Raw genomic sequence first — 14631 nt, forward strand, 5'->3', positions numbered from 1 at the left:
TGCGGGGCCGGGGCGGGGTCAGCGGGAGGTGTCGAAGACCTCGTCGCGGGTGGCGGCCAGCGCGCTCTCCAGCGCGCCGCGCAGCACGGGATGGTCGCGGACGCCGCCGACCACCAGGCGGGGCCGGGCGGCGGCCAGCTCCTCCAGCTCGGCCTCGACGAGGGCGCGCAGCACCTCGCCGCCCGCGGTGAGCGAGGCGCCGCCGAGGACGACCAGCTCGGGGTCGAGGACGGAGACCAGGGAGGCCAGACCGGTGGCGAGCCGGGTGGCGTACGCGGTCAGCAGGGCGCGGTGCGGGCCGCTCGGACGGTCGGCGGCGCGCGCGACGAGCGCGGCCACGGCCTGCGGGTACGGTCCCGTCGGCACGTCCGGGACGCCCAGCTCGCGGGCCAGCTCCGGGATCGCCTGGGAGCCGGCCAGCTCCTGGTAGCCGCCGCTGTTGGCGCGGGTCACCTGGCGCACCAGCGGCGCGCCGGGCACCGGCAGGAAGCCGACCTCGCCGGCGCCGCCGGTCCAGCCGCGGTGCAGCCGGCCGCCGAGGACCAGGGCGGCGCCCAGGCCCTCCTGGTTCCACAGCAGCACGAAGTCCTGGTGGCCGCGGGCCGCGCCGAGGCGCTGCTCGGCGACGGCGGCGAGGTTGACGTCGTTCTCGTACTCCACCGGCATCGGCAGCGCGGCGGCCAGCTCGTCCAGGAGCGCGGGGGAGTGCCAGCCGGGCAGGTGGGAGGCGTAGCGCAGCCGGCCGGTGGTGGGGTCGAAGGCGCCGGGGGTGCCGACGACCAGGCGGTGCACGTCGGCGCGGGCCAGCCCGGCGGCCTTGACCGCGCCGTCCAGTGCGTCGGTGACCTGGCCCACGACGGGCGGCGCGGGGCGGCGGCCGGGGGTGGGCAGCTCGTACGCGCCGACCGTGCGGCCGGTGACGTCGGCGACGGCGGCGCGGATGCGGCGCGGGGTGACGTCGACGCCGGCGGCGTGGGCGGCGGCCGGGTTGACGGCGTACAGCTGCGCGTTCGGGCCCGGCCGGCCCTCGCTGGTGCCGGTGGCCAGGACGAGACCGGCGGCCTCAAGCCGGGCCAGCAGCTGGGAGGCGGTCGGCTTGGACAGCCCGGTGAGCTTGCCGATCCGGGTCCGCGACAGGGGGCCGTGTTCCAGCAGCAGGTCCAGGGCGGCCCGGTCGTTCATGGCGCGCAGGACCCTCGGGGTGCCCGGCGTACCGGCGGTTCCTGCCATCGCGCACCTGTTCCCCGGCCGCTGACGGCCACTGTTAGGAAAGTTTCCTGTTCGAGTGGCAGGAACCTAATCCCGGCGCGGAGGGGGCGTCAAGACGAACGCCCCCACGGGCGACGGAGTCGTCGCCGCGCAGGGGCGTCAGGGAGGGGGTGAGCGGTCGGGGCTACTTGGGGGCGGGGCGCTGGGGGATTATCGGGGTGGCCGCCTCCGCCTGCGGGGAGGCGGCGTTGGAGAAGACGGACGGGGCCGCGACCGCCGCCATCGGGTCGGGCGCCTCCTCCTCCGTCACCGGAGCCGTCGCCCCGCCCACGATGCGGATGTCGGCCGCGTCGAAGGCGCGCTTGATCCGCCAGCGCAGCTCGCGCTCGACCGCCGTCGACTTGCCCGGCATGGTCCTGGCCGACACCCGGACCACCATGGAGTCGATCAGCACGCTGTCCAGGCCCAGCACCTCGATCGGGCTCCACAGGAACTCGTTCCAGGGCTCTTCCTTGCTCATCTTCTCGGCGACCTCGGTCAGCGTCCCCCGCAGCTTGTCCAGGTCCTCGCCGGCCCGCACGGTCACGTCCACGCCGGCCGTCGCCCAGCCCTGGGAGAGGTTGCCGATCCGCTTGACCTCGCCGTTGCGCACGTACCAGATCTCGCCGTTGTCGCCGCGCAGCTTGGTCACCCGCAGCCCGACCTCGACCACCTCGCCGGAGGCCACGCCCGCGTCGATCGTGTCGCCGACGCCGTACTGGTCCTCCAGGATCATGAAGACGCCGGAGAGGAAGTCCGTCACCAGGTTGCGCGCGCCGAAACCGACCGCCACGCCCGCCACACCGGCCGACGCCAGCAGCGGGGCCAGGTTGATCTGGAAGGTGGAGAGCACCATCAGCGCGGCGGTGCCCATGATCAGGAAGCTCGCCACCGAGCGCAGCACCGAGCCGATCGCGGAGGAGCGCTGCCGGCGCCGCTCGGCGTTGACCAGCAGCCCGCCGAGCGAGGTGCCGCCGCCGCCGGCCTGCGCGGTGCGGTTCATCCGGTCGATGAGCTGGGTGATCGCCCGCCGGACCACCACCCGCAGCACGGCCGCGATCAGCAGGATCAGCACCACCCGCAGGCCGATCGCCAGCCAGGTGGACCAGTTCTGCTCGACCCAGCTCGCCGCCTGGTTCGCGCTCTCCTGCGCGTCCTGGAGGGTGGGCACCGTCACGGCCGGTGACCCCGACGGGGACGGCGACGGCGAGGGTCCGGCGGCCAGCAGGACGGCGGGCAGGGACACGGCAGGTACCTCCAGGTGCGTCCGTCGTCCGGTGCGGCGGTCGGTACGCGGTGGTCGGCGCGGCGCTCGGCGCGCGGGGTCGGTGTCGGCGGGATCACGAAAGGGTCACCGGACGGACAGAACCACCACACTAACGGGGCACGCCGCGAGGAGTCCGCGCGATCGCCGGGGGGCCGGGTGCACGGGGGGCGCGCACCGCCTCTGAACTGGCGGTGTGAACCGATCGTGTTCCGGGGGATGAATGAGGTGTGGTCGAAAACACTCCGAGCCCGTTACCGGGACATGGTGGCGCGTTCACCAGGCCGGAGGGGAGACTGACCGCAGGTCGTCCCGGCGCGAGCCACGCGCCGCCGGCGTACAAGGAGGCCCCCGTGCCGCACGTCCTGGTCCTCAACGCGTCGTACGAGCCCCTCGGCGTCGTACCGCTCCGCCGCGCGCTCGTCCTCGTGCTGGAGAACAAGGCAGTCTGCCTCGAGGAGTCCGGCGCCCATCTGCACAGCGCGACCGTCACCGTCCCCGCCCCCAGCGTGGTCCGGCTCAAGCGCTTCGTGCGGGTCCCCTACCGGGGGCCCGTTCCTCTCACCCGGCGGGCGCTGTTCGCGCGCGACGGAGGCCGCTGCGCCTACTGCGGCGCCATCGCCACCAGCGTCGACCACGTCATCCCGCGCTCGCGCGGCGGCCAGCACGTCTGGGACAACGTGGTGGCCTCCTGCCGCCGCTGCAACCACGTCAAGGCCGACCGCCATCTGGTCGAGCTGGGCTGGCGGCTGCGCCACAAGCCGGCCCCGCCCACCGGACTGGCCTGGCGCATCATCGGCACCGGCCACCGCGACCCGCGCTGGCTGCCCTACCTCCAGCCGTACGGCGCGGACGACGCCCTGGCCCGCATCGACGGCATATCGGCCTGACGACCTCCCGGCCCGGCGGCCGCGTGACGGTGCGTGACGGGCTGCCGCGGGCGGGTCACCGGCGCGGTGCGGTGAAGCCGCCGCCCGGCCGGGGGATCAGGGACGCCCGGCCGGATCCGCGCTCACGCGTACCGCAGCTCTCCCGGCCGTACCGAGCGCCGCAGGAACGGCAGTGACGCGGCCGCCGCCAGCAGGCAGGCGGCGTACACCCCCACCGGCACCAGCAGCGCGGCGTACGGCACCGGCCAGCCCCGCGTGCCGTGGACGGCGAGCCGGCCGTAGCCGACGCCGATCGCCGTGCCGCCCGCGCCCGCCAGCAGCAGGGGCAGGGCGAGCGGGAGCGCGGTCTCCAGGAGCACGGCCCGGGCCAGGACCGCGCGCGGCACCCCGGCGGCGACCTGCGCGGCCAGGCCCCGGCGGCGGGTGGCCAGGGACTCGGCCGTGCCGGTGGCCAGCGCGGCGACGGCGATCAGCAGGGCGAGCACGATCGCGGCGGCCGTCAGGTCCAGGCCGGTCGTGTAGAAGGACAGGTCGGCGCCGAGTTCGCCGCGGCGGCGCATCGCGTACAGGTCGGCGAGCAGCACGTGGCGTACGCCCAGGTAGCCCGTCCCCACGACCGTCACCAGCGTCACCGCCGCGTGGGTGCGGGCCGCCGCCCACGGGTCCTCGCGCAGCCGCTCGGCCGCCACGAGCACGGCCGGCGAGCCGGTACGGCGCGCCAGCAGCCGCCCGGTCAGCCCGGACAGCGCGCCCACCAGCCAGACCGCGCCCGCGCCCACGAGTACCACCGCGCCGAGCACGGCCGGCGCCGTCCAGCCCCCGGCGCGCGCGGCCACCGCGGCCACGGCCACGAGGACCAGCCCGCCCAGGAGCCACAGCCCCGGCCCGCGCCCCGACCGCGGCGGCCGCACCCGCCGCACCCGGCCGAGCGGCGAGGCCACCACCCGGCGCAGCGCCAGCATCCCCGCCGCCGAACCCAGTATCGGCACTCCCGCCGCGACCAGCGCCGTCCCGGCCCAGGCGAGGGCCGTCGGACGGGACCAGAGCGACAGCAGCACGGGCACCGCGACCGCCACCGCGAGCAGCGAGCCCAGCAGACACGCCGGCCCGCTCTCCAGCGCGGCGATCCGCCGCACCCGCCCCGCCTCCGCGCCGGCCAGCCGCAGCGAGGCGAGCCGCCGGTCGCGGTGGACGGCGCCGATGCGGGCGCACTGGCCGAGGAAGCCGAGCACCGGGATCTGCAGGAGCAGCAGGGTGAGGATCACGCCGTTCCGTTCGCCGGGCTGGTCGAGCAGCCCGTGGGCGAGGGGGACGGCGTACTGGTCCCGGCCCAGCGCCGCCAGGACGACGGCCGCGAGGCCGAGGCCCGTCGCGCACATCGCGCCCGCCGCGGTGAGCGCGACGCGCCACCACTCCTGGCGGTCGGAGCCCCGCACCAGCAGCCAGGCCAGCCGCAGATCGGTCCGCACGCCGCCGCCTCCCGTCCGCGGACCGGTCCGCACGCCGCCGCCTCCGGCCCCCGGACCGTTTCCCACGTCCCCGCCTCCAGTCGCCGGACCGTTCCCCGCGTCCCCGTCTCCGGCCCCCGGACCGTTCCCCGCGTCCCCGCCGCCAGCCGCCGGACCGTTCCCCACGCCGCCGCCTCCCGTCCGCGGGCCGGTCCTCACGCCCCCACCTCCAGCCCGGCCGGAGCGCCGTCGCGCAGCCGCACCTCGCGGTCGGCGTACGCCGCCACCTGGGCGTCGTGCGTGACCACCAGCACCGCGGCGCCCGACGCGCGGGCGGCGCGCACCAGGGCGGTCATCGCCTGCTCGCCCGCCAGCGAGTCCAGCGCCCCGGTCGGCTCGTCCGCGAACACCACCCGCGGTCCGGTCACCAGCGCCCGCGCCAGCGCCACCCGCTGCGCCTGCCCGCCGCTCAGCTCCCCGGGCCGCAGCCCGGCGTGCTCCCGCGCCCCGAACCGCTCCAGCCACTCGCCCGCCGACTCCTGGGCCGCCCCCCGCGCGGTCCCGGCCAGCATCAGCGGCAGCGCCACGTTGTCCAGGGCGGTCAGCTCCGGGATCAACTGGCCGAACTGGAACACCACGCCGAACTCGGTGCGCCGCAGCGCGCTCAGCCGGCGCTCCGGCAGCCGGTCCAGGCGCTCACCGCCGTACGTCACCGAGCCCGCGTCCGGCCGGACGATGCCGGCCAGGCAGTGCAGCAGCGTGGACTTGCCGCTGCCGCTCGGGCCGGTCACGGCGACGATCTCGCCCGCGCCCAGCTCCAGGCTCGCCCCGCGCAGCGCCGGCGTCCTGCCGTGCGCCTTGACGAGGTCCCGTGCCGCCACGAGGGGGGCCGGATGGTTGGTCATGCTCGGTCGACCTCCGCGGTCAGAGCGGTCAGAGAGGTGAGCCGGTCCTGAGTGGTGGTCATCCAGCGCAGGTCGGCGTCGAGGTGGTGGAGCGCGTAGTCCGACGCGAGCACGGTCGCCAAGGAGGCGTCCGGGGCGGTCTTGAGCGCGGTCAGCTCCCGCATCCGCGCCAGGTGGGCGGCCCGCTGCGCGCGCAGGTGGGCGGCCGGGTCGCCGCCGGTGAGGATCGCGACGACGACCTTGGCGAAGATCTCGTTCGTCACGAACGGCGCGGGTGCGGTGACCTGCCCGGACCAGTCGCCCACCTCGCGCGAGCCGGCCGCCGTGAGCCGGTACAGGGTGCGTTCGGGCCCGCCGTCGGCGTCGGTGCCGGCGACCTCCGCGAGCCCGTCCCTGACCAGGCGTTGCAGGGTCGTGTAGACCTGCCCGTAGGCCAGCGGGCGGGCCTGCGGAAAGTGGTCGTCGTGGCGTCGCTTGAGGTCGTAGCCGTGACTCGGCCCTCCGGCGAGCAGACCCAGCAGGATGTGACGGGTGCTCATGCGGCTCAGTATGTACCGCGTATATGTACTGAGTGAATAGCTGGCGTCGGCCGATGCGGGCGGGGTCGGACTCCGGTCGGGGAAAGGTCGGCCGCTGTCCGGTTTGCCCCGGCCCTGGGGGTGGGGAGTGTGACCAGCGACACGTACTTCGCCTTGGTGCGTCTGCCGTCGCGCCCACTGGGTAGGGCTGCGGTGATCCCTGGACGCCGTACCCGACGCCGTACCCGACAAGGAGACCCCCGTGGCCGCCCCCGCACACCTTCTGCTCTCCGCCCTGACCGATCCCGGCCTCACCGCCGCCGCGGTCCTGCCCAAACCCGCGGCGGAGCCGGACCCCCTCGCTGCGCCCGCCACCCCCCACCTGGACGTCTACGCCAAGCAGGGCGCCGAGGCCCCGCTGACCAGCGAGCCGCCGCTGCCCGACGCCGAACCGCTCACCAGCGAGCCGCCGCTCGCCGAGGCCGCCCCGCTGACCAGCGAGTCCGCTCCGCTGACCGACGAGTCCACCGCCGACGCGGACCCCGGCGCGGAGCGGTAGGTGAGCGCGCCCCGGCCGGCCGAGCCGCTCGGCGACGAACTGACCCGGCTCGCCGCGCTGCACGGCGTCGCCACCTCCTACAGCCCCGCGCCGGGCCGGACGGTGGCCGCCTCCGCCACCGCCGTCGTCGCGGCCCTGGCCGCCCTGGGCGTCGACGCGAGCACCCCGGACGCCGTCCGCGCCGCCCGCACCGCCCGCGAGGAGGAACGGGCGCGGCGGCTGCTGCCGCCCACCCTGGTCCGCTGGAGCGACGCCGCGCTCCCCGAGGCGCTCACCGCGCTGCCGCCCGGCACCCGCCTCACCGTCGAGACCGAGCAGGGCGAACGCCGTACCGGCACCGTCGAGACCGAGCAGGGCGCCGGCACGGTCGAGGTGGGGCAGGGCGAGCGCCGTACCGGCGTGGACGGTCTGCCGCCGGGCGTCCACCGGCTCACCGCGACCGCCCCCGACGGCCGCACCGCCGAGGCGCACCTGATCGTCGCCCCGCCCCGGCTGCCCACCCCGCCGCACCGCGCCTACGGACTCCTCGTCCAGCTCTACTCGCTGCTCACTCACCGCTCCTGGGGCATGGGCGACCTCGGCGACCTCGGCGAGCTGAGCGCCTGGGCCGGACGGACGCTGGGCGCCGGGTTCGTGCAGGTCAACCCGTTGCACGCGGCCGTGCCCGGAGCGCCCACCGACCCCTCGCCCTACCGGCCCTCCTCCCGCCGCTTCCCCGACCCCGTGCACCTGCGCGTCGAGGACGTCCCCGAGTTCCCGTACATCGAGGACCCGGCGGACCGCGCCCGGGTGGCCGCGCTGCTGGAGCGGGCCGCGCGGCTGCGCGCCGCCGTCCTCGACGAGGGCGCCCTCATCGACCGGGACGCGGTGTGGGACCTCAAGCGGGAGGCGCTGGAAGCGGTCTGCCGGGTCCCGCTCGGCCCCGGCCGGAGCGCCGCCCACGCCGCCTTCCTCGCCCGCGAGGGACAGGCGCTGACCGACCACGCCACCTGGTACGCCCTGGCCGAGCGGCACGGCCCGGACTGGAGCCGCTGGCCCGAGGCGCTGCGCGACCCGCGCTCGGCGGAGACCGAGCGCGCCCGCGCCGAACTCGCCGACCGCGTCGCCTTCCACCGCCGCCTGGCCTGGCTCACCGACGAACAGCTCACCGCCGCCCAGCGCACCGCCCGCGAGGCGGGCATGCCGGTCGGGCTGGTGCACGACCTCGCCGTCGGCGTGCACCCCGGCGGCGCCGACGCCTGGGCCCAGCAGGACCACTTCGCCGCCGGCATGTCGGTCGGCGCGCCGCCGGACGCCTTCAACGCGCGCGGCCAGGACTGGGGCCTGCCGCCCTGGCGCCCCGACCGCCTCGCCGCCTCCGGCTACGCCCCCTTCCGCCACCTCCTGCGCGCCCTGTTCCGCCACGCGGGCGCCCTGCGCATCGACCACGTCATGGGCCTGTTCCGGCTCTGGTGGGTGCCCCAGGGCCACCCGCCCACCGAGGGCACCTACGTCCGCTACGACGCCGACGCCATGCTCGCCACGCTGGTGCTGGAGGCCGCGCGGGCCGGGGCGACCGTGATCGGCGAGGACCTCGGCACCGTGGAGCCGGGGGTGCGCGAGGCGCTGGACCGGCGCGGGGTGTTCGGCACCTCGGTGCTGTGGTTCGAGCGCGACTGGGCGGGCGACGGCCTCCCGCTGCCCCCCGACCGCTGGCGCCCCGACTGCCTGGCCACCGCCACCACCCACGACCTGCCGTCCACCGCCGCCCGGCTGACCGGCGAGCACGTCGCACTGCGCGACCGCCTCGGCCTGCTCACCCGCCCGCTCGCGGAGGAACGCGCCGAGGCCGCCGAGGACGTGCGCACCTGGCTGCGGGTGCTCGGCGAACTGGGGCTGCTGCGCGAGGACGGGCTGCTGCGCGAGGACGGCCCGGGCGACGGCGTCACCCGTGAGGAGGACGAGGTCCAGGCCGTCCACCGGTTCCTGCTGCGCACCCCGGCCCGGCTGGTCGGCCTCTGGCTGCCGGACGCCGTGGGCGACCGCCGCCCGCAGAACCTGCCCGGCACCTGGGACCAGTATCCGAACTGGCGCCTGCCGATCGCCGACGCCGAGGGCCGCCCGGTCACCCTGGAGGACCTCGCCGCCTCCCCGCGGCTGCACGCGCTCACCGACGTACTGCGCGCGGGGACGGCGGAAGACGCGGGAGTGCCCGGCGGGACGGGCGATGCGGGGGAGGCGGGGTGACGGGAGGGACGCAGCACGCCGTGCGGGCCGGGGCGCGCCCGGCGCGTCCGGTGGGGCGCGAGGGGCACCCCGGACGCGCGGTCCGTTCCGGTGTTCGCTACGTTGGCACTGTGGACAAGAAGAACGCCCTGCGCGCCGGCACCCTGGCGGCCGGTACGACGCTGATGATGCTGCTCATGTCGTCCCCCGCGCTCGCGGTGGCCCGTGACGACGGTGACGACCCCGGTCCGGGCCTGAGCGTCATCGAGACGCTGGGCTACTTCGTCGGCATCCCGATCGTCCTGTTCCTGGTCATCGCCGGCCTGGTCATGGTCCTGGACCGGTCCCAGAAGCAGGACACCAGCAAGAACATCAACGTCCGGCCCAAGGCCGACGTCAAGGTCTGACGCGCCGGGGTCCGGCGGCGGCGCGAGCCGGCCGCCGTGCCCGTCGCGCCGTGGGTCCGCGCGTTCGCCGCGGCCCGCGCACGCCTCACCCCGAGGGCGCCGCTCCCGCACCCGTACGCACGCCGTACGGGACGCGGGACCGGCGCCCTCGGTGCGTTCCGGAGGAGCGGCGACGGGCCGGACGGGGCATATTGACCCGGCGGGCGCCGCACCACGAGGGTGGACCGGCGCCCTCGGCAGTCGGCTCCCAGGAGGCACCCCATGACCGGCACCACCGCTCGTCCCGGACCCACCGCTTCCGTGCTCGTCGTCGGCGCCGGCCCCACCGGGCTGCTGCTGGCCGGCGACCTCGCCGCCGCCGGCGTCCCGGTCACCCTGGTCGAGAAGCGGCCGCACCGGATCAGCAACCTCTCCCGCGCCTTCGCCCTGCACGCCCGCTCCCTCGAACAGCTCGACGCGCGCGGCCTTGCCGACGAACTGGAGGCGGTCGGCCGCCCCCTCGAACGCCTCGACCTCTTCGGCCGGCTCGGCATCGACCTCGCCGCCCTGCCCTCCCGGTTCGCCCACGTCCTGATCCTGCCGCAGTACGAGGTGGAAGAGGCGCTGGAGCGGCGCGCGGTCAAGGCCGGCGTGGACTTCCGCCACGAGACGGAGGTGACCGGCCTGACCCAGGACGAGACCGGGGTGACCGTCCAGGCGCGCGGCCCCGACGGCCGCCCCACCACCTTCCGGGCCGCCTACGCCGTCGGCACGGACGGGATGCACAGCGCCGTCCGCGAGGCGGTCGGACTGCCGTTCCCGGGGCGGTCGGTGATCCGGTCCGTGGTGCTCGCGGACGTACGGCTCGCCGAGCCGCCCGAGACGGTGCTCACCGCGAACGCCGTCGGCGACGCCTTCGCCTTCCTCGCGCCCTTCGGCGACGGCTACCACCGGGTCATCGGCTGGCGCCGGGACCGGGACCTGCCCGACCACGAGCCCGCCACGCTGGCGGAGGTCCGGGAGATCACCCGCCGCGCCCTCGGCCGCGACTTCGGCATGCACGACGCCCGCTGGCTGTCCCGCTTCCACAGCGACGAACGCCAGGCGCCCGCCTACCGCGTCGGCCGCGTCCTGCTCGCCGGCGACGCCGCCCACGTGCACAGCCCGGCCGGCGGGCAGGGCATGAACACCGGGCTCCAGGACGCGGCCAACCTCGGCTGGAAGCTCGCCCAGGTGCTCACCGGCCACGCGCCCGACGCGCTGCTCGACACCTACCAGGCCGAACGCCACCCGGTGGGCCGCTCCGTGCTGCGCAGCAGCGGCGGCATCCTGCGCCTGGCGATGGCCCACCGCCCCGGGGCCCGGGCGGCGCGCGGCGCGCTCATCACCGCGCTCGGCCGCATCCGCCCGGTCCGCCGCCGGGTGGCCGGCCAGATCACCGGCATCGGCTACCGGTACGCCGCTCCCCGGGGCGCCCACCCCTTGGTCGGCGCCCGGGTGCCCGATCTGGCCCTCGCGGGCGGCGGACGCCTGTACGAGGCGCTGCGCGGCGGCCGTTTCGTCCTCGTCGCCCCCTACGCCCACGACGTCGGCGACCGCACCGGCCGCCTGACCGCCGAACGCTGGGCGAGCGAGCGCCGCACCGCCCTCCTGGTCCGCCCCGACGGCTACGCCGCCTGGGCGGCCGACACGGCGGACTCCACGGAGATCGAAGCGGCGCTCGCCACGCACGTGGGCTGAGCGACCTTTCAGTTCCGCTGAAAGAAGGCGTCGAAAAGAAGCGATGGACCTGACGGGTCGCCCGCTGCGACGGTGAGGGGAAACCACCCGCACCGCCCCGGCGAAAGGACCCCTGTGGCCGCCGTCCTGAACAGGACCACCACACCCACGACATCCCCCGCCTCCCCCGCACGACCCCGTCGCCCCCGCGGGGCCGCGGTGCTCGGACTGGCCCTCGCCGCCCTCGCCACGGCCGTCTGGTCCGGCAGCTTCGTCACCTCCCGCGCGCTGCACGACAGCGTGCCGCCGATCCAGCACGCCTTCTGGCGCTGGGTGATCGCGCTCGCCGCAGTCGCCCCGTTCGGCGCCCGCCGGGCCTGGCGGCAGCGGCGCCTGATCCGCCGCCACGGCCGTTACGTGCTGCTCGCCTCGCTGCTCGGCGTGGCCGTCTACAACACCCTGGTCAACCAGGCCGGACTGACCACCCCGGCCGCCACCATGGGCCTGATCATGGCGGCGTCCCCGGTCCTGATGGCGGTGTTCGAACGGCTGGGCGGGACGCGGCTCGGCGCGCGCCGCACCGCCGGACTGCTGACCGCCTGCGCCGGCGTGCTGCTGCTGACCCTGGGCACGGGCGGCGGGGCGGGCCCAGGAACCGGCGGCCTGTGGATGATCGCCGCCGCCGCCAGCTTCGCCGGTTACAGCGCCCTGCTGCGCCGCCGCCCCGCCGAACTGGACGGCGTCGCCTTCCTGTTCACGACGTTCCTCGTCGGCGCCGTCCTGCTGCTGCCGCTCCAGGCCGCGAGCCTCGCCGTCCAGGGCGGCTTCCGCCCGGCTCCCGCTACCGTCCTGCCACTGCTGTACGTCGGCGTGGCCTCCTCCGCGGTCGCCTTCTTCGCCTGGAACCGGGCCATCGCCCTGATCGGCGCCGCCCGCGCGGGCCTCGTCTACTACCTCCAGCCGGTCCTGGTGGCCCTGCTGTCCCGGGCCCTGCTCGGCGAGTCCCTCGGCCTGCCCCAGGCCCTGGCCATGACCCTGATCCTGGGCGGCGTCATCCTGGGTGCGGGTGCGGGTGCGGGTGCGGGTGCGGGTGCGGGTGCGGGTGCGGGTGCGGGTGCGGGTGCGGGTGCCGGTGCCGGTGCCGGTGCCGGTGCGAGCACGGGCGGGGGCGCGAGCACCGGCTCCGGCTCCGGCTCCGGCTCCGACCGCAGGGCGCGGTGACGTCCGGTAGCGTGCCCGCATGGCCGAGTGGGACCTGAGGAAGCTGCGGATCCTGCGCGCGCTGGACGAGCGGGGCACCGTCACCGCGACCGCCGAGGCCCTGCACATGACCCCCTCCGCGGTCTCCCAGCAACTCACCAACCTCGCCCGCCAACTGGGCGTCCCCCTCCTCCAGCCCCAGGGCCGCCGCGTACGCCTCACCGACGCGGCCCGCCTGGTCCTGCGCCACGCGGACGCGGTCTTCGAGGAACTGGAGCGGGCGGACGCGACGCTCGCGGCGTACGCGCGGGGGGAGGCGGGTGAGGTACGCGTCGGCGCGTTCTCCACAGCGGTACCCGCCCTGGTCGTACCGGCCGTACGAGCGCTACGGGAGTCCTGCCCACGCGTGTCCGTGCGCGTCCGGGAGCTGGAGGCTGCCGAAGCCTTCGAATCGCTGGCCGACGGGGAGGTGGAGATCGCCCTCTCCCTCGCGGCCGAGGCCCCGACCGCGGCCGACCCCCGCTTCACCCGGTTTCCGCTCCTGTCCGACCCGCTGGACGTCGCCCTGCCCCCGGACCACCCCTTGGCCGGCGCCTCGGCCCTCGGCCTCACCGATCTGGCCGCCGAACCCTGGATCTTCGGCGGCAGCGGCCCCTGGTCCGACATCACCCGCCGCGCCTGTGAGGCGGCCGGCTTCAGCCCCCATCAGGCCCACTCCGCCTCGGACTGGACCGCCATCCTCGCTCTGGTGGAGGCCGGCATGGGCGTCGCCCTCGTCCCCCGCATGGCCGCCGCCCGCCGCGACGGCGTCGCCATGCGCGAACTCACCTCCGACCGCCCCGTACGCCACGTCGTCGCCGCCCTCCGCAAGGGCTCCGAACAGGCGCCCGCCCTGGCGAACTTCCTGGCAGCCCTGCGCAGCACGGCGGCGGAGTCGATCACTCGGCCGTGAACTCGTATTGGCGGTGGTTCACCATGCCCTTGTCACGCCAACAACGATTCCCCCGGTCGTCCAGATCTGTCGCGGCCGCGCGAGCGTTCGCCTTGGCGATCCTGGAAGAGTGGGGCTATCGCGACCGACACGACGACATCCGTCTCTGTGTCTCGGAGTTGGCTACGAACGCCCTCCTGCACGGCGTGCCGCGTGGCCGTGAGTTCTGCGTGACGCTCACGGGCGACAGCGGCCTGGTGCGCATCGAGGTGCGGGACAGCGGCGATGGCCGCCCGCAGGTGACACGGGCAAGGGCTTTGGACTGCGGGGGCAGGGGGCTGCATCTCGTGACGGCCTTGGCCGATGACTTCGGCGTGATCCGGCACAGCCCCGGCAAGACGGTCTGGGCCGTGTTCCAAGCCCACACCGCGAGCACGGTCATCCCGGGAGTCGCCGCGGTTGGTTCCGAACGCACCCGGGCCGCCGACCGAGTGCTCTAGGCCCGTACTTCGAAGGTCGTTGAATCGGATCCCTCGGCCGGGGGTTGCTGGGACCGGCCAGAAAATCGCGCGCCCCGAACGGCTCCGTGCGGGCAGGATGCTTCGGCATGGAACGCTCCCTCGTCAGCACCCTCGCCCACGTCGACCATCCCATCGCGGCGCCGCTGTCCGACGGCTCCGTCCGTACGTTGCTCGACCGGGCGTTGCCCCGGGGGGACGAGCGGGTACTCGATCTCGGGTGTGCCGAGGCGGCCTGGCTGGTGCGTGCGCTGGCCGGGCGCCCCGGCCTGCGGGCGGACGGGGTCGACCTCAGCGAGTCCGCCCTGGCCAAGGGGCGCGCGGCGGCCGACGCGGCGGGCCTCGGCGACCGGCTGACGCTGCACACCGGGGATGCGACGGCGTTCGAGGTGCCGCAGTCGTACGACTTGGTGCTGTGCGTCGGGGCCACGCACGCGTTCGGCGGGCTGCTGCCGGCTCTGGAAGCGGCGCGCGGCCATCTCTCGCCCGGCGGCAGTGTGCTCGTCGGCGATGGTTTCTGGGAGCGCGAGCCGGGGCCGGAGACGCTGGCCGCCGGGTTCGAGGCGGACGAGTACACCGACCTCGCCACGACCGTCGAGCGGGTCTCAGCGGCGGGTTGGACGCCGGTGTACGGGCATGTCAGCACGTTGGAGGAGTGGGACGCGTACGAGTGGTCGTGGACCGGATCGCTGTCGCGCTGGGCGCTCGACCACCGCGAACACCCGGACGCGGCCGAGGTGTTGGGTATCGCCCGCACTCATCGGGACGAGTGGCTGCGCGGGTACCGGGGGACGCTCGGGTTCGTGACGTTGCAGGTCAGGGCGACGGCGTCCTAGTCCC

The 14631-nt window shown here is 76.0% G+C and carries 13 protein-coding genes and 1 pseudogene; 9 read left to right on the forward strand and 5 right to left on the reverse strand.

The genetic code is table 11. The features are described from left to right. Positions 1 to 18: 18 nt before the first annotated feature. The gene (locus tag ABEB07_RS28720) at positions 19 to 1230 is read right to left on the reverse strand and encodes an ROK family transcriptional regulator (RefSeq protein ID WP_345671013.1); all 1212 of its coding nucleotides are present in this window, start codon (positions 1228 to 1230) and stop codon (positions 19 to 21) included. A 163-nt stretch (positions 1231 to 1393) separates the two neighbouring features. After that, on the reverse strand, positions 1394 to 2494 hold the full coding sequence (locus tag ABEB07_RS28725; RefSeq protein ID WP_176148985.1) for a mechanosensitive ion channel family protein: 1101 nt from the start codon (positions 2492 to 2494) through the stop codon (positions 1394 to 1396). 371 nt (positions 2495 to 2865) lie between these two features. On the opposite strand from ABEB07_RS28725, the gene ABEB07_RS28730 reads away from it, so the two are divergent. After that, positions 2866 to 3402, forward strand: a complete 537-nt coding sequence (locus tag ABEB07_RS28730; RefSeq protein WP_164581756.1) for an HNH endonuclease — start codon at positions 2866 to 2868, stop codon at positions 3400 to 3402. A 122-nt stretch (positions 3403 to 3524) separates the two neighbouring features. Here ABEB07_RS28730 and ABEB07_RS28735 read toward each other — a convergent pair whose 3' ends face one another. From ABEB07_RS28735 to ABEB07_RS28745, 3 genes are all read right to left on the reverse strand, one after another. Then, entirely contained in the window at positions 3525 to 4871 is a 1347-nt protein-coding gene (locus ABEB07_RS28735) for an ABC transporter permease (protein ID WP_345671014.1), read from the reverse strand. A 194-nt stretch (positions 4872 to 5065) separates the two neighbouring features. Beyond that, the gene (locus ABEB07_RS28740; protein ID WP_176148983.1) at positions 5066 to 5755 is read right to left on the reverse strand and encodes an ABC transporter ATP-binding protein; all 690 of its coding nucleotides are present in this window, start codon (positions 5753 to 5755) and stop codon (positions 5066 to 5068) included. Next, positions 5752 to 6294, reverse strand: coding sequence for a PadR family transcriptional regulator (locus ABEB07_RS28745; RefSeq protein ID WP_345671016.1), 543 nt, complete (start codon positions 6292 to 6294; stop codon positions 5752 to 5754). Before ABEB07_RS28745 ends, ABEB07_RS28740 begins: the two co-directional genes overlap by 4 nt. Positions 6295 to 6535: 241 nt before the next feature. On the opposite strand from ABEB07_RS28745, the gene ABEB07_RS28750 reads away from it, so the two are divergent. The 8 genes and pseudogenes from ABEB07_RS28750 to ABEB07_RS28785 all read left to right on the forward strand — a co-directional run bounded on the left by ABEB07_RS28750 (position 6536) and on the right by ABEB07_RS28785 (position 14627). Further along, the gene (locus ABEB07_RS28750; RefSeq protein ID WP_425589090.1) at positions 6536 to 6832 is read left to right on the forward strand and encodes a hypothetical protein; all 297 of its coding nucleotides are present in this window, start codon (positions 6536 to 6538) and stop codon (positions 6830 to 6832) included. Further along, positions 6833 to 9058, forward strand: a complete 2226-nt coding sequence (gene malQ, locus ABEB07_RS28755; protein WP_345671017.1) for a 4-alpha-glucanotransferase — start codon at positions 6833 to 6835, stop codon at positions 9056 to 9058. 110 nt (positions 9059 to 9168) lie between these two features. Continuing rightward, entirely contained in the window at positions 9169 to 9444 is a 276-nt protein-coding gene (locus ABEB07_RS28760) for a hypothetical protein (RefSeq protein WP_176148980.1), read from the forward strand. Positions 9445 to 9705: 261 nt separating this feature from the next. After that, positions 9706 to 11163 carry an FAD-dependent monooxygenase gene (locus tag ABEB07_RS28765; protein WP_345671018.1) on the forward strand — a complete coding sequence of 486 codons (1458 nt, stop codon included), beginning with the start codon at positions 9706 to 9708 and terminating at the stop codon, positions 11161 to 11163. Between the two features lie 114 nt (positions 11164 to 11277). After that, positions 11278 to 12216: pseudogene (locus ABEB07_RS28770) on the forward strand (DMT family transporter); the annotation flags it as partial. Between the two features lie 166 nt (positions 12217 to 12382). Next, positions 12383 to 13294: a LysR family transcriptional regulator gene (locus tag ABEB07_RS28775; protein WP_176148978.1), complete on the forward strand. Its 912-nt coding sequence runs from the start codon at positions 12383 to 12385 to the stop codon at positions 13292 to 13294. Between the two features lie 23 nt (positions 13295 to 13317). Next, the gene (locus tag ABEB07_RS28780) at positions 13318 to 13773 is read left to right on the forward strand and encodes an ATP-binding protein (RefSeq protein WP_345671052.1); all 456 of its coding nucleotides are present in this window, start codon (positions 13318 to 13320) and stop codon (positions 13771 to 13773) included. A gap of 107 nt (positions 13774 to 13880) precedes the next feature. Next, on the forward strand, positions 13881 to 14627 hold the full coding sequence (locus ABEB07_RS28785) for an SAM-dependent methyltransferase (RefSeq protein WP_176148976.1): 747 nt from the start codon (positions 13881 to 13883) through the stop codon (positions 14625 to 14627). The last annotated feature ends 4 nt before the right edge of the window (positions 14628 to 14631 follow it).

It is taken from the genome of Streptomyces similanensis, from assembly GCF_039543625.1.
Taxonomy (GTDB): Bacteria; Actinomycetota; Actinomycetes; order Streptomycetales; family Streptomycetaceae; genus Streptomyces; species Streptomyces similanensis.

Bases quoted from the DNA above. Each gene is read 5' to 3' on its own strand.
- ABEB07_RS28775 (WP_176148978.1), top strand. From the start codon at position 12,383: ATGGCCGAGTGGGACCTGAGGAAGCTGCGGATCCTGCGCGCGCTGGAC.
- ABEB07_RS28740 (WP_176148983.1), bottom strand. From the start codon at position 5,755: ATGACCAACCATCCGGCCCCCCTCGTGGCGGCACGGGACCTCGTCAAG.
- ABEB07_RS28780 (WP_345671052.1), top strand. From the start codon at position 13,318: ATGCCCTTGTCACGCCAACAACGATTCCCCCGGTCGTCCAGATCTGTC.
- ABEB07_RS28785 (WP_176148976.1), top strand. From the start codon at position 13,881: ATGGAACGCTCCCTCGTCAGCACCCTCGCCCACGTCGACCATCCCATC.
- ABEB07_RS28765 (WP_345671018.1), top strand. From the start codon at position 9,706: ATGACCGGCACCACCGCTCGTCCCGGACCCACCGCTTCCGTGCTCGTC.
- ABEB07_RS28720 (WP_345671013.1), bottom strand. From the start codon at position 1,230: ATGGCAGGAACCGCCGGTACGCCGGGCACCCCGAGGGTCCTGCGCGCC.
- ABEB07_RS28745 (WP_345671016.1), bottom strand. From the start codon at position 6,294: ATGAGCACCCGTCACATCCTGCTGGGTCTGCTCGCCGGAGGGCCGAGT.